The sequence below is a fragment of the Sphingobium herbicidovorans genome (genome assembly GCF_002080435.1).
Classification (GTDB): Bacteria; Pseudomonadota; Alphaproteobacteria; order Sphingomonadales; family Sphingomonadaceae; genus Sphingobium; species Sphingobium herbicidovorans.
Genome location: NZ_CP020538.1, coordinates 548,037 through 572,051 on the forward strand (window position 1 = coordinate 548,037; position 24,015 = coordinate 572,051).

28 protein-coding genes are annotated in these 24,015 nt (G+C 60.5%); 20 read left to right on the forward strand and 8 right to left on the reverse strand.

Features of this window, described 5'->3' with window-relative positions; genetic code table 11:
• Nucleotides 1–34: 34 nt before the first annotated feature.
• Both B6S01_RS02615 and B6S01_RS02620 read right to left on the reverse strand, forming a co-directional pair.
• Nucleotides 35–1,174, reverse strand: coding sequence for a glycosyltransferase family 4 protein (locus B6S01_RS02615; protein ID WP_037463136.1), 1,140 nt, complete (start codon nt 1,172–1,174; stop codon nt 35–37).
• Complete coding sequence (locus B6S01_RS02620) at nt 1,167–2,036, reverse strand: alpha/beta fold hydrolase (RefSeq protein WP_037463138.1); 870 nt, start codon at nt 2,034–2,036, stop codon at nt 1,167–1,169. The genes B6S01_RS02615 and B6S01_RS02620 overlap by 8 nt, the downstream gene beginning before the upstream one ends.
• Before the next feature lie 75 nt (nt 2,037–2,111).
• Here B6S01_RS02620 and B6S01_RS02625 point away from each other — a divergent pair, with 75 nt between their 5' ends.
• From B6S01_RS02625 to B6S01_RS02660, 8 genes are all read left to right on the forward strand, one after another.
• A complete protein-coding gene (locus B6S01_RS02625; protein ID WP_037463140.1) occupies nt 2,112–3,509 on the forward strand; it encodes a protein adenylyltransferase SelO family protein in 1,398 nt (465 codons plus the stop codon).
• Nucleotides 3,510–3,570: 61 nt separating this feature from the next.
• Entirely contained in the window at nt 3,571–5,004 is a 1,434-nt protein-coding gene (gene astD, locus B6S01_RS02630) for a succinylglutamate-semialdehyde dehydrogenase (RefSeq protein WP_037463142.1), read from the forward strand.
• 119 nt (nt 5,005–5,123) lie between these two features.
• On the forward strand, nt 5,124–5,912 hold the full coding sequence (gene cobA / locus B6S01_RS02635) for a uroporphyrinogen-III C-methyltransferase (RefSeq protein ID WP_037463144.1): 789 nt from the start codon (nt 5,124–5,126) through the stop codon (nt 5,910–5,912).
• Nucleotides 5,909–6,205: a DUF2849 domain-containing protein gene (locus B6S01_RS02640; protein WP_037463146.1), complete on the forward strand. Its 297-nt coding sequence runs from the start codon at nt 5,909–5,911 to the stop codon at nt 6,203–6,205. Before cobA ends, B6S01_RS02640 begins: the two co-directional genes overlap by 4 nt.
• Before the next feature lie 3 nt (nt 6,206–6,208).
• A complete protein-coding gene (locus tag B6S01_RS02645; protein WP_037463149.1) occupies nt 6,209–7,840 on the forward strand; it encodes a nitrite/sulfite reductase in 1,632 nt (543 codons plus the stop codon).
• Nucleotides 7,833–8,273 carry a DUF934 domain-containing protein gene (locus tag B6S01_RS02650; RefSeq protein ID WP_037463151.1) on the forward strand — a complete coding sequence of 147 codons (441 nt, stop codon included), beginning with the start codon at nt 7,833–7,835 and terminating at the stop codon, nt 8,271–8,273. Before B6S01_RS02645 ends, B6S01_RS02650 begins: the two co-directional genes overlap by 8 nt.
• A complete protein-coding gene (locus tag B6S01_RS02655; protein WP_037463153.1) occupies nt 8,266–9,057 on the forward strand; it encodes a phosphoadenylyl-sulfate reductase in 792 nt (263 codons plus the stop codon). The genes B6S01_RS02650 and B6S01_RS02655 overlap by 8 nt, the downstream gene beginning before the upstream one ends.
• A 163-nt stretch (nt 9,058–9,220) precedes the next feature.
• Nucleotides 9,221–9,613, forward strand: a complete 393-nt coding sequence (locus B6S01_RS02660; protein WP_037463155.1) for an MAPEG family protein — start codon at nt 9,221–9,223, stop codon at nt 9,611–9,613.
• Between the two features lie 46 nt (nt 9,614–9,659).
• Here the strand turns inward: B6S01_RS02660 and B6S01_RS02665 are convergent, their stop codons facing one another.
• Nucleotides 9,660–11,144 carry a replicative DNA helicase gene (locus B6S01_RS02665; protein WP_037463156.1) on the reverse strand — a complete coding sequence of 495 codons (1,485 nt, stop codon included), beginning with the start codon at nt 11,142–11,144 and terminating at the stop codon, nt 9,660–9,662.
• Between the two features lie 119 nt (nt 11,145–11,263).
• On the opposite strand from B6S01_RS02665, the gene B6S01_RS02670 reads away from it, so the two are divergent.
• The 5 genes from B6S01_RS02670 to B6S01_RS02690 all read left to right on the forward strand — a co-directional run bounded on the left by B6S01_RS02670 (nt 11,264) and on the right by B6S01_RS02690 (nt 14,246).
• The gene (locus tag B6S01_RS02670) at nt 11,264–11,746 is read left to right on the forward strand and encodes a UPF0262 family protein (RefSeq protein ID WP_037463159.1); all 483 of its coding nucleotides are present in this window, start codon (nt 11,264–11,266) and stop codon (nt 11,744–11,746) included.
• A 69-nt stretch (nt 11,747–11,815) separates the two neighbouring features.
• Nucleotides 11,816–12,445 (forward strand): GH25 family lysozyme, encoded by a 630-nt coding sequence (locus B6S01_RS02675; protein WP_051908061.1) that lies wholly within the window; start codon nt 11,816–11,818, stop codon nt 12,443–12,445.
• Nucleotides 12,442–12,885 carry a cytidine deaminase gene (locus B6S01_RS02680; protein WP_037463162.1) on the forward strand — a complete coding sequence of 148 codons (444 nt, stop codon included), beginning with the start codon at nt 12,442–12,444 and terminating at the stop codon, nt 12,883–12,885. Before B6S01_RS02675 ends, B6S01_RS02680 begins: the two co-directional genes overlap by 4 nt.
• Nucleotides 12,886–12,893: 8 nt before the next feature.
• On the forward strand, nt 12,894–13,448 hold the full coding sequence (gene dcd, locus B6S01_RS02685; protein ID WP_037463165.1) for a dCTP deaminase: 555 nt from the start codon (nt 12,894–12,896) through the stop codon (nt 13,446–13,448).
• Nucleotides 13,449–13,493: 45 nt separating this feature from the next.
• Nucleotides 13,494–14,246: a metallophosphoesterase family protein gene (locus B6S01_RS02690; protein WP_051908059.1), complete on the forward strand. Its 753-nt coding sequence runs from the start codon at nt 13,494–13,496 to the stop codon at nt 14,244–14,246.
• A gap of 35 nt (nt 14,247–14,281) precedes the next feature.
• On the opposite strand, the gene B6S01_RS02695 is transcribed toward B6S01_RS02690, so the two are convergent.
• Both B6S01_RS02695 and B6S01_RS02700 read right to left on the reverse strand, forming a co-directional pair.
• On the reverse strand, nt 14,282–14,977 hold the full coding sequence (locus B6S01_RS02695; protein ID WP_037463167.1) for an anti-sigma factor family protein: 696 nt from the start codon (nt 14,975–14,977) through the stop codon (nt 14,282–14,284).
• Nucleotides 14,974–15,462, reverse strand: coding sequence for a sigma-70 family RNA polymerase sigma factor (locus B6S01_RS02700; RefSeq protein ID WP_037463169.1), 489 nt, complete (start codon nt 15,460–15,462; stop codon nt 14,974–14,976). The genes B6S01_RS02695 and B6S01_RS02700 overlap by 4 nt, the downstream gene beginning before the upstream one ends.
• Before the next feature lie 159 nt (nt 15,463–15,621).
• Between B6S01_RS02700 and B6S01_RS02705 the strand changes: the two genes are divergently transcribed.
• Both B6S01_RS02705 and B6S01_RS02710 read left to right on the forward strand, forming a co-directional pair.
• Nucleotides 15,622–16,863: a S8 family serine peptidase gene (locus tag B6S01_RS02705; protein ID WP_037463171.1), complete on the forward strand. Its 1,242-nt coding sequence runs from the start codon at nt 15,622–15,624 to the stop codon at nt 16,861–16,863.
• Between the two features lie 225 nt (nt 16,864–17,088).
• A complete protein-coding gene (locus B6S01_RS02710) occupies nt 17,089–17,607 on the forward strand; it encodes a hypothetical protein (protein WP_322788860.1) in 519 nt (172 codons plus the stop codon).
• Nucleotides 17,608–17,775: 168 nt separating this feature from the next.
• On the opposite strand, the gene ctrA is transcribed toward B6S01_RS02710, so the two are convergent.
• Both ctrA and B6S01_RS02720 read right to left on the reverse strand, forming a co-directional pair.
• Nucleotides 17,776–18,483, reverse strand: a complete 708-nt coding sequence (gene ctrA / locus B6S01_RS02715) for a response regulator transcription factor CtrA (RefSeq protein ID WP_037466230.1) — start codon at nt 18,481–18,483, stop codon at nt 17,776–17,778.
• A 207-nt stretch (nt 18,484–18,690) separates the two neighbouring features.
• Entirely contained in the window at nt 18,691–19,584 is an 894-nt protein-coding gene (locus B6S01_RS02720) for a LysR family transcriptional regulator (RefSeq protein ID WP_037466232.1), read from the reverse strand.
• 106 nt (nt 19,585–19,690) lie between these two features.
• Here B6S01_RS02720 and B6S01_RS02725 point away from each other — a divergent pair, with 106 nt between their 5' ends.
• Together B6S01_RS02725 and wrbA are read left to right on the forward strand one after the other, a co-directional pair.
• On the forward strand, nt 19,691–20,410 hold the full coding sequence (locus tag B6S01_RS02725) for a pirin family protein (protein ID WP_037466234.1): 720 nt from the start codon (nt 19,691–19,693) through the stop codon (nt 20,408–20,410).
• Nucleotides 20,411–20,515: 105 nt separating this feature from the next.
• Nucleotides 20,516–21,115: an NAD(P)H:quinone oxidoreductase gene (gene wrbA, locus B6S01_RS02730; protein WP_037466236.1), complete on the forward strand. Its 600-nt coding sequence runs from the start codon at nt 20,516–20,518 to the stop codon at nt 21,113–21,115.
• 104 nt (nt 21,116–21,219) lie between these two features.
• Here the strand turns inward: wrbA and B6S01_RS02735 are convergent, their stop codons facing one another.
• Nucleotides 21,220–22,206 carry an acyltransferase family protein gene (locus tag B6S01_RS02735; RefSeq protein ID WP_081570263.1) on the reverse strand — a complete coding sequence of 329 codons (987 nt, stop codon included), beginning with the start codon at nt 22,204–22,206 and terminating at the stop codon, nt 21,220–21,222.
• 64 nt (nt 22,207–22,270) lie between these two features.
• On the opposite strand from B6S01_RS02735, the gene B6S01_RS02740 reads away from it, so the two are divergent.
• From B6S01_RS02740 to B6S01_RS02750, 3 genes are all read left to right on the forward strand, one after another.
• Nucleotides 22,271–22,948, forward strand: a complete 678-nt coding sequence (locus tag B6S01_RS02740; protein WP_037466297.1) for an RluA family pseudouridine synthase — start codon at nt 22,271–22,273, stop codon at nt 22,946–22,948.
• On the forward strand, nt 22,935–23,339 hold the full coding sequence (gene arfB / locus B6S01_RS02745; RefSeq protein WP_037466238.1) for an alternative ribosome rescue aminoacyl-tRNA hydrolase ArfB: 405 nt from the start codon (nt 22,935–22,937) through the stop codon (nt 23,337–23,339). Before B6S01_RS02740 ends, arfB begins: the two co-directional genes overlap by 14 nt.
• A 68-nt stretch (nt 23,340–23,407) precedes the next feature.
• Entirely contained in the window at nt 23,408–23,893 is a 486-nt protein-coding gene (locus B6S01_RS02750; protein ID WP_037466240.1) for a GAF domain-containing protein, read from the forward strand.
• Nucleotides 23,894–24,015 lie beyond the last annotated feature (122 nt).

The following is a 24,015-nucleotide window of genomic DNA, read 5'->3' on the forward strand; positions in this document are numbered from 1 at the left end:
CTTTTGTAGCCGATGACGAATTACGGGGCGCGCCCTACCTTAAAATATCGGGGCTGGATAGTGCCTCTCCATAAAGCGCCGCATAGGCGTTCACCATCGCAGCTTCATCGAAGTCGCGCGCTGCGCGCCGCCGGTTGGCTTCCCCAAGACGAGCGCGAAGCTCTGCATTTTCTGAAAGGTCTGCCAAAGCCCGCGATAGCGCCGCTTCGTCCCGTACGACAAAGGGTTGATTTTCGAACGCAACCATCCGCACGACGTCGCCTACGTCCATGGAAGCGACAGGCAAGCCCGCCGCCATCGCTTCAACCAGAGAGATCGGGAATTGTTCGCTGTCGGAAGAGAGCGCAAAAAGATCGAATGACCCAAGAAAACGCCACGGTTCTGGAAGGAAGCCGGGCATGCAAATGTCGTCAAGTCCATGCCTTGCAGCTTCAGCCAGGATGGCGTCGCGTTCCGGGCCATCCCCGACGATGACGAGTTGAAGACGGTCCCGGTGGGGGGCTACAGCACGTATAAGCCGCGGAATATTCTTGACCGGCCGCAACCCGGCCAACGTCCCCACAACCAGCTTCCCGGGGGACCGCACCAGTCCGGGTATCGCGCCGTCGGCAACTGGTTCAGCATAACGCGCAACGTCGATCCCGTTACGAATCAGATGGACTTTTGATCCAGCCTGTTTCCACACCGTGCGAGCAATCTGATCAAGGCGAATTGAGGGCACCACCACAGCTCTCGCTCGCTGGAGTGCAATGCGTCGATAGAGATTTCGATCGGCCTTCAACCGGTCGGCTTCTTCAATATTGAATCCGTCCTCATGATGGATGAGCGGGGGCATCCATTGAAAAGCCGAGCAGAAACGGTGAGCCATCACCGCGTCCATCGCGCCCCAATTATAGCTCAGGACCAGGTCGAATCCCGACAGGAAGCGGCCAAGCGCCCTAAAGCGCATCAGACCCGGACGGCCGGCAAGCGGCGGGGGTTCTGGGAAGCTGACCGGCACCGACGGATCGATCGCTGAGCATGCCCCCATGGCGTCGGGTGCGGCGCTGACGATTGCATGCTCCGCGCGGTCTTCCCACAGATTCATGAGACGCACTGCGCGCGCTTCCTTGCCGCCTAACGAGAAGCTGCCATGAACATGCAGCAGCCGGGGTCGGCGCACTGCGTTACCCATGGAGAACGCGCGACAGCAACCGGTATACAGCCGCCAACGCTTCGGGTTCATCAAGGACTGGCGCGTGACCGACATCAGGAACGGTGACGAGTTCGGCCCCCGAACCGATCTCAACCGCCATCCGCTCAGCCGTCGCCGCGCTTAACAGATCGGATCGTTCACCGCGCAGGATCAGCGTAGGAATATCGCGAAATGCGGCCATGACTGGCCACATATCGACGCCAGCCTCTCCCCCGGTCACGCGCAGCGGTTCGGCCACCCGCATATCATAGTCCAGCACCACACGGCCGCCACTGTTCAGGCGATACAGGCGCTTCGCCATGGCAAGCCATTGCTCCAGCCCATAACGGGGATGGATGTCGCGATTGGCCTCCTCCAGTGCTCGCGCAGCGTGAACCCAACTGTGGTGCGACTGCCCAACGCCGACATAGGCGCGGATGCGGTCGAGTCCGTCCGCCTCCAGCTTCGGGCCGACATCGTTAAGCAATGCGCCCGCCAGCCATTCGCGATGCGTCGCGGCAATCAACATCGTGATGAGACCACCTAGCGAAGTACCGACCGCCACGAAACGGGTGATGGCAAGATCGGCAATAAGGCGGCTTATGTCCTGCAAATAGGTGAGAGGGACATAGGTCATCGGATCCTTCGCCTGCGCGCTTTCCGCCCGGCCGCGCATGTCGGGGCAGATGAGGCGCCACTCGCCAGCCAAATGCTCCGCCAACGGTTCGAAATCGCGCGCGTTACGGGTTAACCCCGGCAAACACAGGAGAGGCGGACGACCATCATCGCCACCGGCATAATCACGGTAATGGAGTCGCAGGCCATCGGGGGACCACCAATATCCGTCGGTGAACTGGGTCAACGGTCGTGCATCCTCAAGAAACTGATGTGCATGGCAGCAGTTGCAACTTCCTGCCCTGCTACCCCATATCGCCGCATGGTCAAATCCTCGCAAGCCACCCGATATGATCCTGCAAAGGAAATCTTCGCCCTGCAGCCGGACTTTGCCGATGACGTCAAGGCCGCCGATTTCCCGGATGCGATCCTGCGTTACCGCAATGATCGCGCTGCTGCGGGCGTCGGACTGGACAGCCTGACCGACGATGAATGGATTTCGCACTTCGGTCGGTTCGAACCGCTGCCCGGCACGCTACGACAACCACTGGCGCTACGTTATCATGGCCATCAATTCCGGACATATAATCCCGATATCGGTGACGGACGGGGCTTCCTGTTCGCTCAGTTGCGCGATGATAGGGGCCGATTGCTGGACCTGGGCACGAAAGGGTCTGGCCAGACGCCCTACAGTCGTTTCGGCGACGGACGCCTGACGCTGAAAGGCGGGGTGCGGGAGATACTGGCGACCGAAATGCTCGAAGCCCTGGGCGTGACCACATCCAGGACCTTGTCGATAATCGAAACGGGCGAGGCGCTTGAGCGGAACGACGAGCCCTCCCCGACCCGCGCCGCCGTCATGGTACGCCTTAGCCATTCGCATATCCGCATCGGTTCTTTCCAGCGGGCCGCCTATTTCGACGACAAGGCGCTGCTCGAGCGGCTGACCAATTATGCCCTGGTCAAGCTGTATGAGGAAGAGCCGGGGAATTGCCCGCCAGCCCAATTGCTGGGCCGGGTGGTTGAAAGGACAGCGGACCTGGCTGCCAGCTACATGGTCGCGGGCTTTGTCCATGGCGTATTGAACAGCGACAATATCAACGTGACCGGCGAGAGTTTCGACTATGGCCCTTGGCGGTTCACGCCCCTGTGGCAGCCGGGTTTTACCGCAGCCTATTTCGATCATTCAGGACTTTACGCCTTTGGGCGGCAGGCAGAGGCGATCCATTGGGATGTGGCGCAGCTTGCCGTTTCTCTCCGGCCGTTGGTCGAGGCGGAGCCGCTTATCGAGCAGTTGGAGCGCTTCCCGCAGCTTTACGGTGACGCCATGGCGCGCCGTTTCTGCTGGCGACTGGGCGTTCAACCCTCCGACGATGCTTCGGCCATGGTTGAAGCCGCGGTGCGCGGAATGGCCGGGGGCGAAATGCCCATCGACCGTTTCTTCCACGACTGGCGCGGCGGAGAGTCACGCGAGGGCGCGGATTATTCCGGCGAACCATGGGCTGCCTTCCGGGAGGCAATTGCAGGGTTCGGGGCCAGCGGAGATGACAAACATCCCTATTGGCAAGACGCCGCGCCTTGTTCGATGCATATCGACGAGGTCGAACAGATCTGGAGCGCGATAGCAGAACGCGGCGATTGGGGTCCTTTGCATGCGAAGGTCGCTGCCGTGAGGAGAATGGGGGAGGCGCTAGGCCCGCCTCCCCTGCTCATCTCCTGAGGCGGGCACGGCGCCAGCCACGCCCCTTCCCTAACGCCCTGTTATCCTCCATATCGAAGCTATGTCCGCCCTGCTCACTTCGATCGAACCCGCGACCGGCGCTGTCCTGTGGCAAGGCACCGCAAGCGACGTTGAAGCTGAAGTCGGGCGGGTCCGGGCGGCATGGCCTTCCTGGGCCGCCAAGCCCGTCGCTTACCGGATCGAAACGCTGCGCCGCTTCGTCAATGTCGTGCGGGCCAACGAAGATGCCCTGACCGACCTGATCGCGCGCGAGACGGGAAAGCCCCTCTGGGACGCGCGGACCGAAGTGACCGCGGTGATGAACAAGGTTGATATTTCCGTCGCCGCCTATTCCGAACGCACCGGACAGCGGCGGTTGGAGGCGGCGATGGGCGCGCGTCAGTCCGTGCGGCACAAGCCGCACGGCGTTATGGCAGTGCTGGGCCCCTATAATTTTCCCGCTCATCTGCCCAATGGCCATATCGTCCCGGCGCTGCTTGCGGGGAACGGTGTGCTGTTCAAGCCATCGGAAAAAACCCCCGCAGTTGGCGAAATGCTGGTCCGCTTTTATCATGAGGCAGGCGTTCCGCAGGATGTGGTGCGACTGGTGCATGGCGGGCCGGATGAAGGGAAGGCCCTCACGGTTCATGCGGATGTGAACGGGATACTCTTCACCGGATCGGCTGCGACCGGGATCGCGATCAACCGGCAATTCGCCGCCAATCCGGGCAAGATACTGGCGCTGGAAATGGGCGGCAACAACCCGATCATCGTTTGGGATACAGGCGACATCTCCAGCGCGGCGGCCTTGGTGGTACAGTCGGCTTTCCTGTCGAGTGGGCAACGCTGCACGGCGGCCAGCCGGTTAATCGTGAAGGAGGACATCGCCGAGCTGCTGGTTTCGGAGGTAAAGAAGATCGCCGACCGCCTGATCGTCGATCATCCCCATGCCGACCCGGCCCCGTTCATGGGACCCGTCATCGACAATCACGCAGCGGATCAACTGACCGAAAGCTTCCTCTATCTGATGAGCCATGGCGGTCGGCCGATCAAACACCTGGTGCGCCTGTCGGAGGAGCGGCCCTTCCTCAGCCCCGCGATCATAGACGTCACCGCGATGGCGGAACGACCGGACGTCGAATTGTTCGGCCCGTTATTACAGGTCGTCCGCGTCCCGGACTTTCCTGCCGCAATCGCAGAAGCCAACAACAGCCGCTACGGCCTATCAGCCTCCATGGTCGGTGGATCGCCCGAACAATATAACCAGTTCTGGGCCAATGTCCGCGCTGGGATCGTCAACTGGAATCGGCCGACTAACGGTGCCTCTTCGTCCGCACCGTTTGGCGGCCTGGGCATTTCCGGCAATCATCGGCCAAGCGCCTATTATGCGGCGGATTATTGCGCCTATCCGGTGTCATCGGCAGAAATCGAACAGCCGCGCGCTTCGATCGGAATTGGCCTCAGGGATTTTGATACCAGCGCGATGGGCGACTGATCCGGGACAACCAGCAGAGCCGTTTTTAACCGGCGTCAGATGCTGGCCCCAAATTTTCCTACTTCCCCGACAAAGCATTCTGGATTGAAACCCTTGGTGGATTTAGCCATTTCGCCAGCATGACCGTACATGCATCTGCTACCGTCTATCTCGTGGGCGCGGGTCCGGGTGATCCCGAACTGCTGACCCTTCGCGCTGCGCGACTGCTGGGACAGGCGGATGTGATTGTGCATGACGGCCTGGTTTCCGCTGAAATACTCGCGATGGCTTCGCCGGACGCTGAACTTATTTCGGTCGCAAAGCAGCGCAGTCGCCATTCGATGCCGCAGGAAGGTATCAATGCTTTACTGGTGGAGCTTGCGCTGGCGGGACGGTCGGTCGTGCGGCTGAAAGGAGGCGATCCTTTCGTTTTCGGACGCGGTGGCGAGGAAATGGAAGCATGCCGCTCAGCCGGCGTTTCTGTGGAGGTGGTGCCGGGCATCAGTGCAGCCATCGGCTGCGCAGCGCAGGCGCAACTTCCCCTTACCCATCGTGATGCGGCGAGCGCCGTGAGCTTCGTGGCCGGACAGTGCAAGGGGCTGGCGGATCAGGATTGGTCGGGCCTGGCGGGTGTCGGGCGAACGCTCGTTATCTATATGGGCGTTGCGACTGCGGCGGACATTGCCGACAAGCTGATAGCCGACGGCGTTTCTCCCGCGATCCCGGTTGCAGTGCTGGAAAACGGCACGCGGCAGGACATGCGGACGCTGCGGACCTTGCTGGCTGACCTGGGCGACATGGTCGTTCGGGAAGAGGTAAAAAGTCCGGCGCTGATTGTCGTCGGTGACGTCGCGGCCTATGCGGTGGCGCAGGATGTGCTGGCCGGCTGGGCCACACAAAGGAATAATGGGGCGGAGATGCATAAGTGAAGATTTTGACCGGCAATGACCTTGGCACCGGAGATGTCATCTGGTGGGCGGGCGACGGCTGGTCGCGGCTGGTCGGCGATTCTGTCGATGTGGGCGACAGGGGCGATGAGCTTGCCCGCGCGGAAGAAGCTGCCCTGCGGGTCGTCGGCGCCTATGTTATCGACGCCACCGTGACGGAAGACGGCGTGCGCCCGGCCCATATCAAGGACCGCATCCGCGCTCTTGGGCCGACCGTTCGTCCCGACCTGACGTTGAAACCGAATGACGCCGATGCCGGCAACTGGGTGATCTGAACCATGTACCGTTATGACAGCTACGACCAGTCCATCGTTGACGCCCGCGTGGAGGAATTTCGCGATCAGGTGCAACGTCGCCTCGCGGGGCAGCTGACAGAAGACCAGTTCAAGCCTCTGCGGCTGATGAACGGCCTCTATCTGCAACTGCACGCCTATATGCTGCGCGTCGCCATTCCCTATGGCACCTTGTCCGGCAAGCAGATGCGCAAGCTGGGCGAGATCGCGCGCAAATATGACAAGGGCTATGGCCATTTCACGACGCGCACCAACCTGCAGTATAACTGGATCAAGCTGGCCGACGCGCCGGACATCCTGGCGGAGTTGGCGACGGTCGAGATGCACGCCATCCAGACCAGCGGCAACTGCATCCGCAACATCTCGTCCGACCAATATGCGGGCGTTTCGGCCGATGAAGTAGCCGATCCACGCCCATGGGCGGAACTGCTGCGCCAGTGGTCGACCTTCCACCCCGAATTCACCTATCTGCCGCGCAAGTTCAAGATTTGCGTGATCGCATCGGAGGAAGACCGCGCAGCCATGAAGCTGCACGATATCGGCATCAAGCTGGTGTCACGGGACGGACAGATCGGGGCGGAAGTCTACGCCGGCGGTGGCATGGGCCGCACCCCCATGGTTGCGCCTCTTATCAGGGACTTCGTGCCCGAGGATGAGATCGTACCTTATCTGGAAGCGTGCCTGCGTGTCTATAATCGCTACGGTCGCCGCGACAACAAGTATAAGGCGCGGATCAAGATCCTGGTGCATGAGCTGGGCGTCGAGGAATATAAGCGGCAGGTAGAGGAAGAGTTCGCCCAAATGCGCATCCTCGGCCTGAATCCGCCGACTGAGGAACTGGATCGCATCCGCCCCTTCTTCGCCAACCCGACTTACGAGCAGGGTGTGAGCGACGACATCGACCGTGCCGATCCGGCCTTTGCGCTGTGGATCGACCGTCAAGTCGCCGCGCACAAGCAGCCCGGCTACGCGATCGTCAATATCAGCCTGAAGCCACGCGGCGGCATTCCGGGCGACGCATCGGCTGAACAGATCGAACTGGTTGCGGACCTGGCGGAGCAATATTCCTTCGACGAACTGCGTGTGACCCATGCGCAGAACCTCGTCCTGCCGCACGTGAAGAAGGCCGATCTCTACGCTATCTGGCAAAAGCTGGATGAAGCCGGGCTGGCGGAAGCCAATCTCGACCTCATCACGGACATCATCGCCTGCCCCGGCCTCGACTATTGCAGCCTGGCCAATGCCCGCTCGATCCCGCTGGCGCAAAAGCTGTCGGAACGCTTCGCGGCACAGGACCGGCAGAAGGATCTTGGCGAATTGAAGGTCAAGATTTCCGGTTGCATCAATGCCTGCGGCCACCATCATGCTGGGCACATCGGCGTGCTGGGCGTCGATCGTAAGGGCGTGGAGAATTTCCAGCTTTCGCTCGGCGGTTCGGGCGCGGAGGATGCGAGCGTCGGGCAGATTACGGGGCCGGGCTTCTCGGAAGATGGCGTGGTCGATGCCATCGAGAAGGTGACGGACCTTTATCTGGCGCAGCGCGAGGATGGCGAACGCTTCCTCGACACCTATCGCCGTCTTGGCATGAAGCCCTTCAAGGAGGCGATCTATGGTTGAGTTCCTGACTTTCCGCGAAGGCGAAGCGACGCAGGAACCGACCGTGACGGTCGAATCCTTCACCGGCCAGTCCAACTCGACCGCCGTGCGGATCGAGGCGGGCGAGGATGCACGCGAATTGCTGCCCTATATCGACCGGCTGTCGCTGGTAGAGGTCAACTTCCCTGCATTTGGCGACGGGCGCGGCTATTCGGCGGCGCGCATCTTGCGCGAAGCTGGATATGCGGGCGAGTTACGCGCTGTGGGCGATGTCCTGGTGGATCAGCTCAGCGCGATGCGCCGCTGCGGCTTCGACAGCTTCCGTCCTGACAAGGCGCTGGACGATGCTGCAGTGGAACGCGCCCTTAATCGTTATGCCGACGTCTATCAAAAGGCCGTCGATGGCCGCCGCCCGGTTTGGGCAAAGCGGCACCCGGAGAGTGTAAATGGCTGAACCTGCCCGCCAGCTTGACGTCATAGATGCCCGCCCCGCCTTCACACAGGCGGATGCGGATGCGCTCAACGCGCGGTTCGAAGGCGTGGATGCCCTGACGATGCTCAAGACCGTGTTTGCCGAAGGGCTGGCGGGCAAGGTGGCGGTGGTGTCGTCCTTCGGCACCGAAAGCGCCGTACTGCTGGATCTGGTGGCGCGGGCCGACAGGAATATTCCCGTGATCTTCGTCGATACGCTCAAGATGTTCGCGGAGACGCTGAACTACCGTGACACCCTGATCGCACGGCTCGGCTTTACCGACAGCCGGTCGGTGACGCCCGACCGGGACGTACTGATGCAGAAGGATGAAACCGGCCTGCGCTGGTCCTATGATCCCGATGGCTGCTGCGACATACGAAAGGTCGAGCCGATGAACCGCGCCAAGCAAGGGCTGGACGCGTGGATTTCGGGACGCAAGGCATTTCAATCAACGACACGTCAGAATATGCCTCGGTTCGAGATCGAGGACGGCCGGCTGAAGATCAACCCCTTGGGCGATTGGGCCAAGGAGGACCTGGAAGCCTATTTTGAGGAACATGATCTTCCTCGCCATCCGCTGGAGGCACAGGGCTATCTGTCCGTAGGCTGCGAGCCATGCACGTCCAAGGTCCTGCCGGGCGAAGATCCGCGCGCCGGTCGTTGGCGTGGATGGGACAAGGTCGAATGCGGCATTCACTCGCCCGTGACGCCGATCCCGGCACCCGTTGCCGACCCGGATGACCCGGCAAATCAGCCGGTCTTCTGATCGGTCCGGACGCGGCCGGCATACAATCTGCCACCCTCTACCCCTCTCCCTGTCCCAAGGGAGAGGGAATCGGGAACCGTCAGACATATTTGGATACGCCATGGCGCGACCGCCCGGCTGGGGATAATGTCGTCTCCGGAACAACTAGGTTGAAGGAAAGCCGGTGGCGGTTGAGCTGAAGATCCTCGCATGGAGCTGTGTGCTCTTGATGGTGCACATCTTCGCGGCGGCGCATTTCAAGACCAGACAATATGGCCCCAAATGGAATGTCGGCGCGCGCGACGAAGCGTTGCCGCCGCTGGAGCCGTTGGCAGGCAGACTGGTGCGGGCGCAGGCCAATTTCCTGGAAACCTATCCGATCGCCATCGTCGCTCTGCTGGGCATAGTGATAGCCGGACGCGCCAGCGAATGGACAGCGATTGGCGGCTGGCTGTGGCTGGGCGCGCGCAGTGTCTATCTGCCGCTCTATGCTGCCGGAGTGCCAATGATCCGGACGATGGTTTACCTTGCAAGTCTAGTCGGCCTGATCCTGGTGCTTCAGGCATTGATCGGATGACCGAGGGGCCATCCCATAATCCGACAATCTCAACAGAACGAGAATCTCACTCATAATCGCCCATAAACCCGCCTTCCGCCAGGTCGGAAAAGCGGGTGATCTTCGCATCGAATTTCATCCGGATGCGCCCGGTGGAGCCGTGACGCTGCTTCGCCACGATCAGTTCTGCCAAGCCATAGATTCGCTCCATCTCTTGTGCCCACTCAAGATGCTCTGAGCTTTCCTTGTTCCCTGGCTCCTTAGCCGCCACATAATAATCTTCGCGAAATACGAACCAGACCATGTCGGCATCCTGCTCGATCGATCCCGACTCGCGTAGATCCGACAGCTGGGGTCGCTTGTCCTCGCGCTGTTCAACGGCACGGCTAAGCTGAGAGAGCGCCAGCACCGGCACATTAAGTTCTTTCGCTAACGTCTTCAAACCACGAGAAATTTCCGAAATTTCCTGAACGCGATTGTCGCTCCCTCTGCCGCTGCCCTGGAGCAACTGAAGATAATCGACGATCACCAGACCAACATCGTGACGGCGCTTCAATCGGCGGGCACGCGTCCGCAGCGCGGCGATAGTAAGACCTGGCGTGTCGTCGATGAAGAGCGGAAGCTCCTGAAGCTCGCGCGCCGCGCGGGAAAGGTTCTGAAAATCAGCGCGGCTGATCTTGCCCATACGAAGCGCTTCGCCGCTGATGCCCGATTGTTCAGCCAGAACGCGGGTCGCAAGCTGGTCCGCAGACATTTCCAGGCTGAAAAAGGCCGTCTTGGCGCCCATATTCTTCTCAGGCGGGATGCCATCGGCATGGTCGCGCATCCATCGAGAGGCGGCGTTATAGGCAATGTTGGTCGCCAGCGATGTCTTGCCCATGCCGGGGCGGCCCGCCAGAATCATAAGGTCGGAATTGTGAAGGCCACCGATTTTCTCGTTCAGGCTGTTGAGGCCGGTGGTGATGCCTGACACATGTCCGCCGCTGTTCAGCGCACGCTCGGCCACCTGCACGGCCATCGTTGTCGCTGTGGCAAAGCTCTTGACCGAACCGCTCTCGCCCTCGCCTTCAGACACTTTGTAAAGCGCTACTTCAGCCTGCTCAATCTGCTCGCGCGGATTTACATCCTCGCTAGTATCCATAGCATTTTCAACAAGTTCACGGCCGACATTGACCAGCTGGCGCAAGAGGGCAAGGTCATATATCTGCGCGGCAAAATCGCGTGCGCCCAGCAACGCCGCACCATTACCGGTCAACTGGGCAAGATAACCCGCCCCGCCCAGTTCCTTGAGCGCCGGATCCTGATCCAGCAGCGGCTTCAGCGTCACCGGGTTTGCCACCATGTCCCGCTCGACCAGCTTCATGACGGCTTCGTAGATGCGGCCATGGAGCGGTTCGAAGAAATGCTCCGGCTTCAGCTTCAGCTGCACATCCTCGGCGATGCGATTGTCGATCATCAAAGCGCCGAGCAGCGCCGCCTCCGCCTCGACATTACGAGGGAGTTCTAGCACGCCTGCTTCCGCGGCGGGGTTTAGCTGTACCAGTTCGACCATGCCCCTCTCATCGTCTTCACAGCCTCGGGGCGCAAGGGGCAAGGTGCTCGACGAGCAGCAAAGCTGTGGAGAACTCCCCCTTGCTTTTCGCCCGCCGCAGCAGCAGGGACTAAGGACCAATGACTGATCCGCGCATTATAGACATCACGCTCGACGAGCGGACGATCCTGTGGCGCAACGCGGACGTCGAGCAGGAACGACGGATCGCCATCTTCGATCTGCTCGAAGACAACCATTTTGCTCCCCAGCGCGCTCATCCGGATGGCTATGCTGGTCCCTATCGCGTGCTCCTACGCGTCGAGGAAGGGCGGCTGGTGATCGAAATCAAGCGCGAGGATGGCGAACCGCTGGAGGCCATCATCCTCAGCCTGGGGCGATTCCGCCGTCCGATCCGCGAATATTTCGCGATCTGTGACAGCTATTACCAAGCGATCAGCAACGCCTCGCCGCAACAGATCGAAACGGTGGACATGGCCCGGCGTGCCATCCACAATGACGCAGCGGAAATGTTGATCGAGCGGCTGGAGGGCAAGATCAAGGTGGATTTCGACACGGCACGGCGCCTGTTCACGCTGATCTGCGTGCTGCACATCAAGGGGTAAGGGGTCATCCGCCAGCATTCTTCAGGCCAGTATCTGGTCCGCATCATTGTGGGCGCGATCGTGGTCGCCATGGTAGGGGCGGCTTTGTGGGCCTACGCCTGCCACTGGGCGCCGGGACGAAATGTCTATCCTGTACAAGGCGTAGCAGTAACGGCGGACGATGGCGCCATCGATTGGGGTACTTTGGCGGCCAATGGCGCGGACTTCGCCTATATTCGCGCGGCTAGGGGAGCCGATGGCCGCGATCCTGCATTTGCCCGCAACTGGTCAGCGGCGCGGTCGTCCGGGCTACGCTATGGTGCGCTACTGGATTTCAGCCTGTGCAGGCGCGCTGCGGAGCAGGCAACAGGTTTCATCACCACTGTGCCCCGTGACAACGCCGCACTGCCCCCGGTGATAAGGCTGGCGTTCGATCCATCCTGCAATACGCGTCCCGGACGCGATGCGCTTTTGTCCGAACTGAATACATTGGTGAACTTGATCGAAAGCAACGCCGGAAAGTCTGCTCTAATCAATGTTTCCAATGACTTCGAGGCAGAATATGACATCGCATCTGGCATCAACCGGACCCTGTGGCTGGACGGCAATTTCTTCCCGCCCGATTATGCGACGCGCAGGTGGGTGATGTGGACAGCCAATGATATGCGGCATATCGACGGGGTCCATGGACCAGTACGGTGGGCTGTGGTGGCGCCATGATGGGGGAAGGCGACGTCAAACGGTTGATCGAGGCCGCGCGCGCGGCCCGGAAAAACGCCTACGCGCCATACAGTCGCTTTGCCGTTGGGGCTGCCGTGCGGCTAACTAACGGTGATGTCATCGTTGGCGCAAACTTCGAAAATGCCAGTTATGGTCTGTCGCTCTGTGCTGAAACAGTGGCGTTGGCCGCTGCGAACGCGCAGGGACGGATCATCGATGTGGTCGCCATCGCAGTGGTGGGCGGTGACAGCGCTCCCATAACGCCGTGCGGGCGGTGCCGTCAGATACTGGCCGAGGCGGAGCAGGTGGCGGGGCGACGGATCGCCGTCTATTGTGCCGCGTCGAGCGGCGATTCTGTGGTTGAACACAGCATCGCTGAACTGCTTCCTTTTTCCTTTGGTCCCAACGATTTGGGGCTAGATCCTTATAGTAAGAGTTAAGAATAGCCATGTCGATCTTGTCGGATAAGTGGATTCGCGAACAAGCCCTCTCCCATGCGATGATCGAGCCCTTTGTCGAAAGCCAGCGGCGGGATGGCTGCATCAGCTACGGCCTTTCCTCTTACGGCTACGATGCGCGGGTGGCCGACGAGTTCAAGATCTTCACCAATGTCGATAGCGCCGTAGTCGATCCCAAAGACTTCGCCGCCAACAGCTTTGTCGATCGCAAAACCGATTGCTGCATCATCCCGCCCAATAGCTTCGCCTTGGCGCGAACGGTCGAATATTTCCGGGTGCCGCGGGACGTGCTTGTGATCTGCCTTGGCAAATCCACCTATGCCCGCTGCGGCATCATCGTGAACGTCACCCCGCTGGAACCCGGCTGGGAAGGTCATGTGACCTTGGAATTTTCCAACACGACGCCCTTGCCCGCAAAAATCTACGCCAATGAGGGCGCATGCCAGTTCCTTTTTCTCAAGGGCAATGAGCCCTGCGAGACCAGCTATGCCGATCGCGCAGGCAAATATATGGGGCAACAGGGCGTCACATTGCCCCGACTCTGACAAACGTGGCAGAATGGCGGCGATGGTTATTCCGCGCCGCCCTTCATGCTGAAAATTCCGTTCTGGAACCAGAAGCCAAAAACACTGCCCAGTATCGGCGAGGATAGGCGCGTCTATGCGATAGGCGACATCCACGGCCGCCTGGACCTGTTCGACCGTCTGCTGGACATCATCGATCAAGACGATGCTGGTCGCCCCACCCTGCCTTGCCACCTTGTCCTGCTAGGCGATCTGATCGACCGAGGTCCGCAATCCGCGCAGGTGGTGGAACGTGCAATGGCTCTGCGGCATGCGACCGACAAGGTTCACATCATCAAGGGCAATCACGAGGAATTGTTCATCGATGCAGCTCAAGGATCTGCCCGATCCGCAGACTATTTCAGGCGGATAGGCGGCGCTTCTACACTCGCCAGCTACGGATTGAGCATCAACCTGTCCGAGGGGATGTCGAGCGAAGAACTGGCATACTGGATGCTCAACAATATACCGCGCGCTCATGTCGATTTCATTCATGGCTTTGATGATATGCTGGCTATAGGCCACTATCTGTTCGTCCACGCAGGGATCAGGCCACGAGTGCCGCTGGACGCACAAACGGTAGCGGATTTGCATTGGATTCGCGGCGATTTCCTCAGGCATCGCCGCGATCACGGCTATATGGTAGTGCACGGCCACAGCATCACCGCTAGCGTAGATGAACGGTCCAACCGCATCGGAATAGACACTGGCGCTTGGCGCAGCGGCGTGTTGACTGCGATTGGCCTTCAAGGAACGGAGCGGTGGTTTTTGCAAACCTGATAAGCCCTGCTTTGCCGTTCGCCTATGCGAACGGTTCAGCGCCAGCCCTTTGCCCTTGCTGCCTTCTCCTGCACGGCATCGGCGGGGGCACCCTCCATCAGAGCATCGACGGTGGCTAGGATACGGGAATCGTCAGATGACGCCTGCCGATAGTCCGCCGCCGACCGCTGGCCAGAGATCAGTTGCCGAACCTGCCAACCCTGGCCCTCGCGGCAGGCGACGCCCGAAATGGAGCGCCCCTCGAAACTCCTGCACCACCCCCCGCCTTCACGCCGAAAGCTAAGTCCGATACGGATCGGCGCGCCTTCCTGAGCCGAAGCAAGTTGGGTGTCGAGGGCTGATGCTAGTAAGCCCTTTGCCACCATGCCGTCATTGGTGACGGCGACAGGCCCGGATAGTCCGCCGGACATTCGGCCAATGCCAAGGCCCAGGATCAGGCTGGCCGCGATAGCTCCACCTATCCCCCAATTGCGCCAGCGTACCGCCATCGGACGAGTGAGAGGCGCCACTTTGGCGCTATCGCTCAACAGCATATGGAGGGATGTCGGCAATGGTTCAGCTGCAACAGGCGCATAATGACCGCTGATGCGCTGCCGCAGGCGGCGATGCATTTCCAGTCGTGCTGCAAGCGCGGGGTCATCCGCCACGGCGCGCTCCACCCGTCGGCGCGTTACATCGTCGAGTTCACCATCAACCCACGCGATCAACATGGCCTCATCAATGTCGGTCATGCGGCTTCCCCCAGCATTTCGATCAAAGCGCCCCGCCCCCTTACGAGCCGTGACGTCAACGTACCCATCGGCACCCCCAAAATCCCGGCGGCCTCCTTGTAGGACAGCCCTTCCACCAGCACGAGGGCAATGGCCTCGCGCTGCTCATCCGGCAGAGCCTGCATGGCGCGATCTACATCGGACAACATCACATGCGCCTCCACATCCTGGTCGCCCGCATGGCCAACATTCTCGCCCGCAGCTTCAGGAGCAAATGTCCGGGCTACCCGCTGCCGCGATCGGCCCTCGTCGATCCACAGGTTGCGCATGATCCGATACATCCAGCTATCCAGTCTCGTCCCCGGCTGCCATTGGGTCCGTGCGCGCAAGGCCCGTTCCACGGTCGTCTGCAAAAGATCATCCGCATCGAAACGGTCACGGGACAAACTGACGGCAAAGCGTCGCAGTCGAGGCAGGATTCCCAGCAGATCGCTTTCGAACGACATTCGGTCTCCATTCCATGTTCATGGGATGAAACGCCTCTGCTCGACCGTTTCATCCCATGAAGCATAATTTATCGGAATATTTTGCGTGATGACGCATTTAACAGGCGTAAAGACGCATCAACTCTCTTTTTTGCGCGGTTCAAGGAAAATGAGATCGGGATGAAATGGACACCCCCTTGTATCGCCGCCAGCCTCCTACTTTCGGGACCGGGCGCGCATGCGCAGCTCCTGCCCTCCCCCGGCAGCACGCTGGGTCAGGTTGGCGGCGTACTCCCTGGGATCGTTGATCAGGCTGAGAACGACTTGGAGGGGAGCGGCCTGTCCCCGACGCGGCTTACCCAACGGCTGGCTGCTACGCGAGCAGCGCGGATAACGCAACTGCTGCGACGGCACGGCGACAGCGTCGAACTGGACGACCGGGGGCAACCTGCGCGACGCGGAGTTATTCTGCTCACCGGCGCCAAACTCACCAGCATCGAAGCGCTGCGCCGCGCAGGTTACGGTGTGGCAAGCGAAGCCGTCGAAGGTATCAATCTCAGCGTCTCTCGGCTTATCGTGCCACAGGGCTACAGCCTGCTTCGTGCGATGAAGCAGGTGCGCTCAATAGCACCCGAGGCAGAGGTCAGCGCAGACAATCTCTATTTCTCCAGTGGTGATCGCACGATGGCGGCTGCAGCAACGCTCGCAAGCACTGTGGCTGTAGGCAGTCGCGCTGCTGGGCTTATCGATGGCGGGGTGGCCCATCATCCTTCACTGACTGGCGGCATCGAGCAACGCGGCTTCGCTCGCGGCGCGCCCAAGGCAAGTTCGCACGGAACGGCGGTCGCATCGCTCATCAGCGGGACGGGCATCGTCCGGGGCGCCGCACCCGGCGCACCTTTGCTGGCGGCGGACGTCTATGGCGACGATCCGGCGGGTGGCGGGGCGTTCGCCATTACCAGGGCGCTCGGCTGGATGGCGGCGCGCAGCGTGAAGGTCGTGACGGTGAGTCTGGTCGGACCCGACAACCCGCTGCTCGCCGGAGCGATCCGGTTGGCGCGCGACAAGGGAGTGACGGTTGTGGCGGCAGTCGGCAATGACGGTCCTGCCGCGCCACCCGCTTATCCGGCTTCCTATCCCGAAGTCGTGGCGGTCACAGGCATCGACAGACGCGGGCGAATATTGCCCGAAGCAGGTCGCGGACGACATGTGGACTTTGCAGCACCCGGCGCGGACATGAACGCGGCCAATGTCGATGGCGGAAAATCGCCGGTCCGGGGTACGTCCTTCGCCGCTCCGCTGGTTGCGGGTCGGCTGCTCGTGACCGGAAATCTTTCCACATTGCGCTCCGAAGCGAAACCGGGGGCCAAGGGTCGCAGGGGATATGGACGCGGGATCATCTGCGACGCTTGCAGAAATTAGGATTAGGTTTCAGCGGCTTGCAAAAAAATTTTCCTTATAAGGGATGAAACTGCATCGCGCTCCCGTTGTCTTGGCATCGGATCGACAACGAAAAAGGAGACGATCGATGAAAGCGAAGTTCATTCTTGCCACGGTATGCCTTGCCGCCGTCACAGCCGCACCCTCATCGGCTCAGTTACTCGGTGGCGGTGGAGGCGGTGCCCTGGGTGGGGGCTCGGGGGCACGTTGGGCGGGGCCGGCGGCACGCTTGGCGGAACGCTCGGCGGAACGGCGGGCGGCAGTCTTGATCGTAGCGTGGATCTGGAAAATGGCCGCGCCAGCGTCAATGGCTCTGGGTCGGGCCGCGCTGACGGCAACGCGACCGGCTCCGTCACCCGGAAGGACAAAACACGCAGCGGCAGCGCATCCGCATCGACCGGCGGATCGGCCAGCGGTGGACTGACCGCCGACACGTTAGGCACTAACGATGTGGGCAGTGCCGTTGGCAACGTGCGTGACAGGGCCAGCGAGACGGCAGGCGCAGCCCGTGACCGCGCGGCGAGTACGGCAGCCGCTGCTGAGGGTCGAGCCAATGCCACAGCGCAGGCTGCACGCAACCGTGCCGCCGCGACCAGCAAAACTGCGGGTTCCGCAGCAGGTAATGTGGCAGGAAATGCGCGCGAGCGCTTGAATAGCCCGGCTTCGGTTGAGGCTGCAGCTCAGCTTTCAGGCAACGGAGAGGCTTCCGGTCAGGCGGGCGATTGACCGCAAACGGGGCGGCTTCCCCACCGGCTGCCCTGCTTCTGCCCCCCGTCTGAATAATGGCAGACCGGCGATCCAATGGGTCGCCGGTCTTTCCCATATATCGGCAAAGGAAAGGCCGACTGGTCACTACAGACCGTCGGCCTACATATCCTGTCCAAAGCTAATCGGTCAGGCCACCTTTGTGGCGACTTCCTGCACTTCGTCGGGATCGCGCAGCACATAGCCCCGACCCCAGACGGTCTCGATGTAATTATCGCCGCTACACGCCAGCGCCAGCTTCTTGCGCAGCTTGCAGATGAAGACGTCGATGATCTTCAACTCAGGCTCGTCCATGCCGCCATAAAGGTGGTTCAGGAACATTTCCTTGGTCAGCGTGGTGCCCTTGCGAAGCGAGAGCAGCTCCAGCATCGCATATTCCTTGCCGGTAAGATGAACGCGATTACCGTCCACTTCTACCGTCTTGGCATCGAGATTCACGGCGAGCTTGCCAGTGCGGATGACCGACTGCGAATGCCCCTTGGAACGGCGCACTACAGCATGAATGCGCGCGATCAATTCTTCGCGATGAAAAGGCTTTGTCACATAGTCGTCGGCGCCAAAACCGAAGGAGCGGACCTTGCTATCCATTTCGGCAATGCCGGACAGTATCAGCACCGGCGTCTGCACCTTGGCCGCTCTCAGCTTCTTGAGCACATCATAGCCGTGCATGTCAGGCAGGTTGAGATCCAGGCAGATGATATCGTAATCATACAGCTTGCCCAGATCCAGGCCTTCCTCGCCCAGATCAGTCGTGTAGACGTTAAAGCCCTCAGTCGTGAGCATCAGCTCGATCGCCTTGGCCGTCGTCGGTTCGTCTTCAATAAGCAGGACGCGCATGTGAAGCCCCTCTGTCCAATGCAGATCCGTAACCCCTCAGAACGGCGTCTGCTTCCATTCCATTAACCAAAAAACTTCTGAACGACAAAGGTTAATTTTTCGCTAACCCGCAGAAATCCACGAGTCGCAATATTTGAATCACTTCGCGTGTTTTTATCGATAAATTGATTCACCCGAGTCAAGATGGATTCGGCTAGGCAACGATCATCAGCAACCGTGATTTTCCGCGATATAATCCAGCAGCGCCTTAACCCGCGCCGGGCGCAAACGAGAGGGCGGCGTAACCAAGTGAAGGCCGATCGGCGGCGGCCGCCAGTCGATCAATATTTCCTCAAGATCCCCCGACGCCAGCCCATCCATGACGATAAAATCGGGCAGTTGGGCGATCCCGACCCCCGCCCGTAAGGCAGGTAGCATCGCGTCACCGCTGTTGACCGTGAGCCGCGCCCTCACCTGGACCGTGACATTTTGCTGCCCCGGCCCCCCGAACCGCCAGACATCGGGTGTCGCAACATTGGCATAGCAAAGACAATCATGCTCGCCGAGGTCGGACGGATGCGTCGGCTTTCCACGCTCCGCCAAGTAACCAGGTGAAGCAATGACATGCATGTTGACGTCCGCCAATCGCCGGGCGCGCAAAGAACTGTCGGGCATGTCGGCAACCCGAATAGTGGCGTCAAGACCCATTTCAATAATGTCGATGCGGGCATCGGAAAGGTGGAGATCCACATTAACCGCCGGGTGAAGCTTGGTGAACGCCGCGATCAGCGGGGCAATGCGGAGCAGACCGAAGCTCATGGGCGCGCCGAGACGAACGGTGCCGCTCAGTTCCGCGGTGTCATCCCGCGCAGCCTCTTCCGCCGCCTGCCCTTCGGCGAGAATGCGGGCCGCGTGATCAGCCAGGCGCTTACCACTTTCAGTTAGAGCAAGTCGGCGGCTCGTCCGGCTGAACAGGCTGGTATCCAGATGTTGTTCAAGGCGCGTAACCGCTTTGGATACGGTCGCCTTGGAAACGCTCAGCGCCTTGGCGGCGTCAGTGAAACTCCGGTGCTCGACCACGGCCGCGAAAATGGCCCAGGCTTCGAAATCAGGAAGTCGCATAGGGGAAACAATCCGTTTCAATGATGCCTATTTCAGAAACGACCTTTGACGCTAAATTGACGGAGTGCAAGCGGGAAACACTTCCCGCCTTCCTGGAGGCAACGCAATGAATACGAGCGTGAAAAAGCATATCGAACGTCGCCCCTTCGCGTCGCTCGGCCATGCCGACCATGGCTGGCTGAATGCTCGTCACCACTTTTCCTTCGCCGATTATCATGATCCGGCCCGGATGGGATGGGGTGCGATACGCGTTTGGAACGACGATGAGATTGCCCCCAACACAGGCTTTCCCCCGCACCCTCACCGCGACATGGAAATAATCACCTATGTCCGCAAGGGCGCGATCACCCATCAGGACAGTCTGGGCAACACCGGCCGCACCGAAGCGGGCGACGTCCAGGTAATGAGCGCCGGCACGGGCATTCGCCATTCCGAATATAATCTGGAAAGTGAAATGACAACGCTGTTCCAGATATGGATCATCCCGAATGCGCCAGGCGGCGCACCCAGTTGGGGCGCCAAGCCGTTTCCGAAGGATGATCGTTCCGGGCGGTTGGTCGTACTGGCCAGCGGCTATGAAGAAGACCGAGAGGCGCTGCGCATCCGCGCCGATACTCGTCTGCTGGGTGGAACGGTGAAGGCTGGCGCTTCGGTAACCTACAATAGCGCTGATGGGCGCCACCTCTATCTTGTCGCGGCAACGGGGCGGATAGAAATCGATGGCCAGATTTTCGAAGGTCGCGACGGCGCCGCTATTATCGGCGGAAGACCGATCACCGTGACTGCAATCGAAGATAGCGAAATCGTCCTGGTCGATAGCGCATAAGCCTGGCGAACGCCCGCTCTGTTCAACCCTTCCCACAAGCGGGCGGTCGCATTTTCAAAGAAATCTTTTTTGGATCAATGCATTAGATCAATTGGAGAAACGCGCATGGCAAAGGTTCTAGTCCTTTACTACTCTTCCTATGGGCATATTGAGGCCATGGCCAAGGCGGTGGCAGAAGGCGCTGCGGCGGCTGGGGCTCAAGTCGATATCAGACGAGTACCCGAAACAGCGCCGCTGGAAGTCGCAAAGAACGCCGGGTTCAAGCTGGATCAGGATGCGCCCGTAGCATCGGTAGCCGAGCTGGCGGATTATGACGCAATCATCATCGGCACCGGCACTCGCTTCGGGCGCATGTCTAGCCAGATGGCCGCCTTCCTCGATCAGGCGGGGGGCCTTTGGGCCCGAGGGGCGCTGAATGGCAAAGTGGGAGGCGCGTTCACCTCTACCGCCAGCCAGCACGGCGGACAGGAAACCACTCTCTTCTCTATCATCACGAACCTTCTGCATTTTGGGATGGTGATCGTAGGACTGGACTATGGCTTTGCTGGTCAGACGGGCGTCGATAAAGTCCGGGGCGGCGCGCCTTATGGCGCGACCACGCTCGCAGACAGCGACGGCAGCCGTCAGCCGGATCAGGATGAACTTGACGGGGCCCGCTATCAGGGGCGGCGTATCGCCGAAACAGCGGCAAAGCTGCACGGTTAAACACTCGCTGCACGCCCCTCTCGGTGTGGCGGTTGAGCCTTGGGTCGCAAGGCGCAACGATGGGGCCGACAAACCAGATAAGGACGTCGGCCCCTTTTTTTGGCTCAAAGAAACAATCTACGTCCCCATGGACTGGCGCGGAAGATATAGTAGGCGGCGATAGGGCCTAACAGCGCATGAAGCAGCAACCAGGGCTTGGCGAGATACGGGGTCAAATAGTGGATGACCGCGACATGCAGATACATGATCGCAAGCGAGGCGCGCCCAACCCCAGCCAGCCATCCGGCAAAGGAAGAAATCCGCACGGATAGGCGAAAGACAAGCAGCGCGCTGGCAACGCCCGACGCGATTGACAGCATGGGCATGCCATAATCCGCCGCCTTCATGTTCAGCGTCGGCAGTAATCCAGAAAGCCCGGCAAGCGACAGCATTGTCAAAGGCCACCACATCCACCGCCGCCACGACACCCGTTGCGCTATCGCGCCCAGCCAAAGAAGCGCCAAACCCATAGGCACGGTAAGCAGGCCCAGGACCGACACCTGGGTCAACTTCCCGAGCAGATACCCGCCGAGAAAGGCGGGGACGATCGCCACGGCCCAGCGGCAATCAAGCGGATCAGGCCAACGGACGTAAAGTGCGTTGAACAGAATGCGGGACACCATCAGGCAAGGCACGAACCAGAAAATCGTATAAGGGCCGCTCAACCAGGACCCGCCGAGCAGCAAAGGCAGCAGATCCTGTGGCCGCAGGTTAAAGATGGGGCGGTTGCCTTTCAGCGGCTCGATAACCTGGTCCGCGACAAAAAGCAGCGCGAGATATGCCGCATAGGGGCGCATCTGCGAAACCAGCTGCCTTATCGCGAAACGTCTGGGTGACTGTGGGCGTGATAAAAATCCCGACAACAAAAAGAATAGCGGCATGTGGAAACTGTAGACCGCATCGCGCAAGGGGCCCCGCGTCCATACATGTCCCACCACCACGGCAATGATGCCGATGCCGCGCGCGACATCAATCCACTCGAGTCGGCCGCCGCCCCGCACCCATTCAGACGGGGCGAAGGTGGACCCTGTGCTGTCCCCCCTGTTCTCCATAGCGTCCACGCCCTATAGGATGCTGCGCGCGCGTCAATCATTCCCCTTTGTCCGGATCAAACCCTTGTCCTTGCTACATGACCGAGTTCTTTTCATTGATGGTGAAGCGATCATTCTGGACAAGCCCTCCGGCCTGCCGGTGGATGCGCCGCGCGACGGATCGCTGAGTTTGGAAAATCATCTTTCCTCGCTCACCTTCGGCTTTCAACGCTGGCCGCTGCCAGTCCATCGGCTCGACCGGGACACAAGCGGTTGCCTGCTGTTGGCCCGCAACCCCAAGGCACATAAGCGTTATGCCGCCGCGTTCGAGGCTGGGACAGTCCAGAAACGCTATGTCGCGGTGGTGGAGGGAGTGCCGGATGCGGAGACCGGAACTATCGAACTCTCTCTTAAAAAGGTCAGCAGCGCAGCCAAGGGCTGGCGGATGATCGCCGCGAAAGATGGAAAATCGGCGGTCACCGAGTGGCGCAAACTGGCGGAGCAGGACGGTCGCGCGCTCATCATCTTTACGCCCCGCACCGGCAGAACGCACCAGATCCGTGCCCATACACTGCATGGCATGGGATTTGGCATAGCAGGCGATCCGGTCTATGGCAGTGGCGAGGGACCGATGCTGTTGCACAGCCGCTTCCTCAGCATGCCGCGCGCCGGCAAGGCTCCGGCCGAAGCAACCGCTCCTCTGCCCGTGACCTTCAGTACGGCGGGGTTTGGACCTGAGTATCTGGACGATGCCGGACTTTGATATTCCTGAAGAAGCGCTGCAGGAGCGTTTCATCACCGCAGGCGGTCCGGGCGGGCAGAACGTCAACAAGGTCGCTACGGCAGTGCAGTTGCGAGTGGACATCTACAAACTTGGCCTGCCGATCAATGCCTTTCGCAAGATGAAGGAACTGGCAGGATCGCGACTGACTTCGGGCGGCGAAGTCGTGATCCAGGCGTCCCGCTTCCGCACGCAGGAGGCCAATCGACAGGACGCGCGCGATCGGCTGATCCAGATGATTGTGCAGGCGCATAAGCGCGACGCCCGGCGGGTTGCAACCAAGCCGGGAAAGGCCGCCAAGGCGCGCCGGGTGGATGCGAAGAAAGCACGAAGTTCAGTGAAGCAGGGACGCGGAAAAGTGCGATTGGATTAGGGCGCACTTTTTGGAGCAACCTGGGTTCTTGACGACGACCTCGGCGAAGATCGGAAGGATGACCGGCGATGTTTGATTTTTCCGCCCCTGCATCAGGCAACAAGAGCGCGCTTTACAAAGATCTGCTCTCGGCCGCTGAGGCGGTAACGTGCGGAGAACCGGACGGGATCGCCAATATGGCCAATGTTGCCGCCCTGATCTGGCAATATCTGCCGGATCTGAATTGGGCGGGGTTTTACCGCATGGTGGACGGCGAACTGGTGCTGGGACCTTTCCAGGGCAAGCCAGCCTGCATACGCATCGCTTTGGGTAAGGGCGTCTGCGGAACGGCGGCAGCGCTGGCAGAAACCCAACTGGTGGACGATGTCCACAGCTTTCCCGGCCACATCGCCTGCGATGCTGCAAGCGCTTCGGAAATCGTGGTTCCTGCACGCATCGAGGATCGTGTGATTGCAGTCCTTGATCTCGACAGTCCGATACCGGCCCGCTTCGACGCCGTCGATCAGCAAGGTCTGGAGGCGCTGGTCGAACGGATTGCAATGCGTATCACCTGACACACACTGACCTGTTTCGGGACAAGTTACTTTCTTTCCGCGCGTGGATCGCCGGAGATGATCATGCTAAACAAAGCGTTAACAATGGGCTGTGCGAACGGCTTGCTTGCACGCGACGGGGA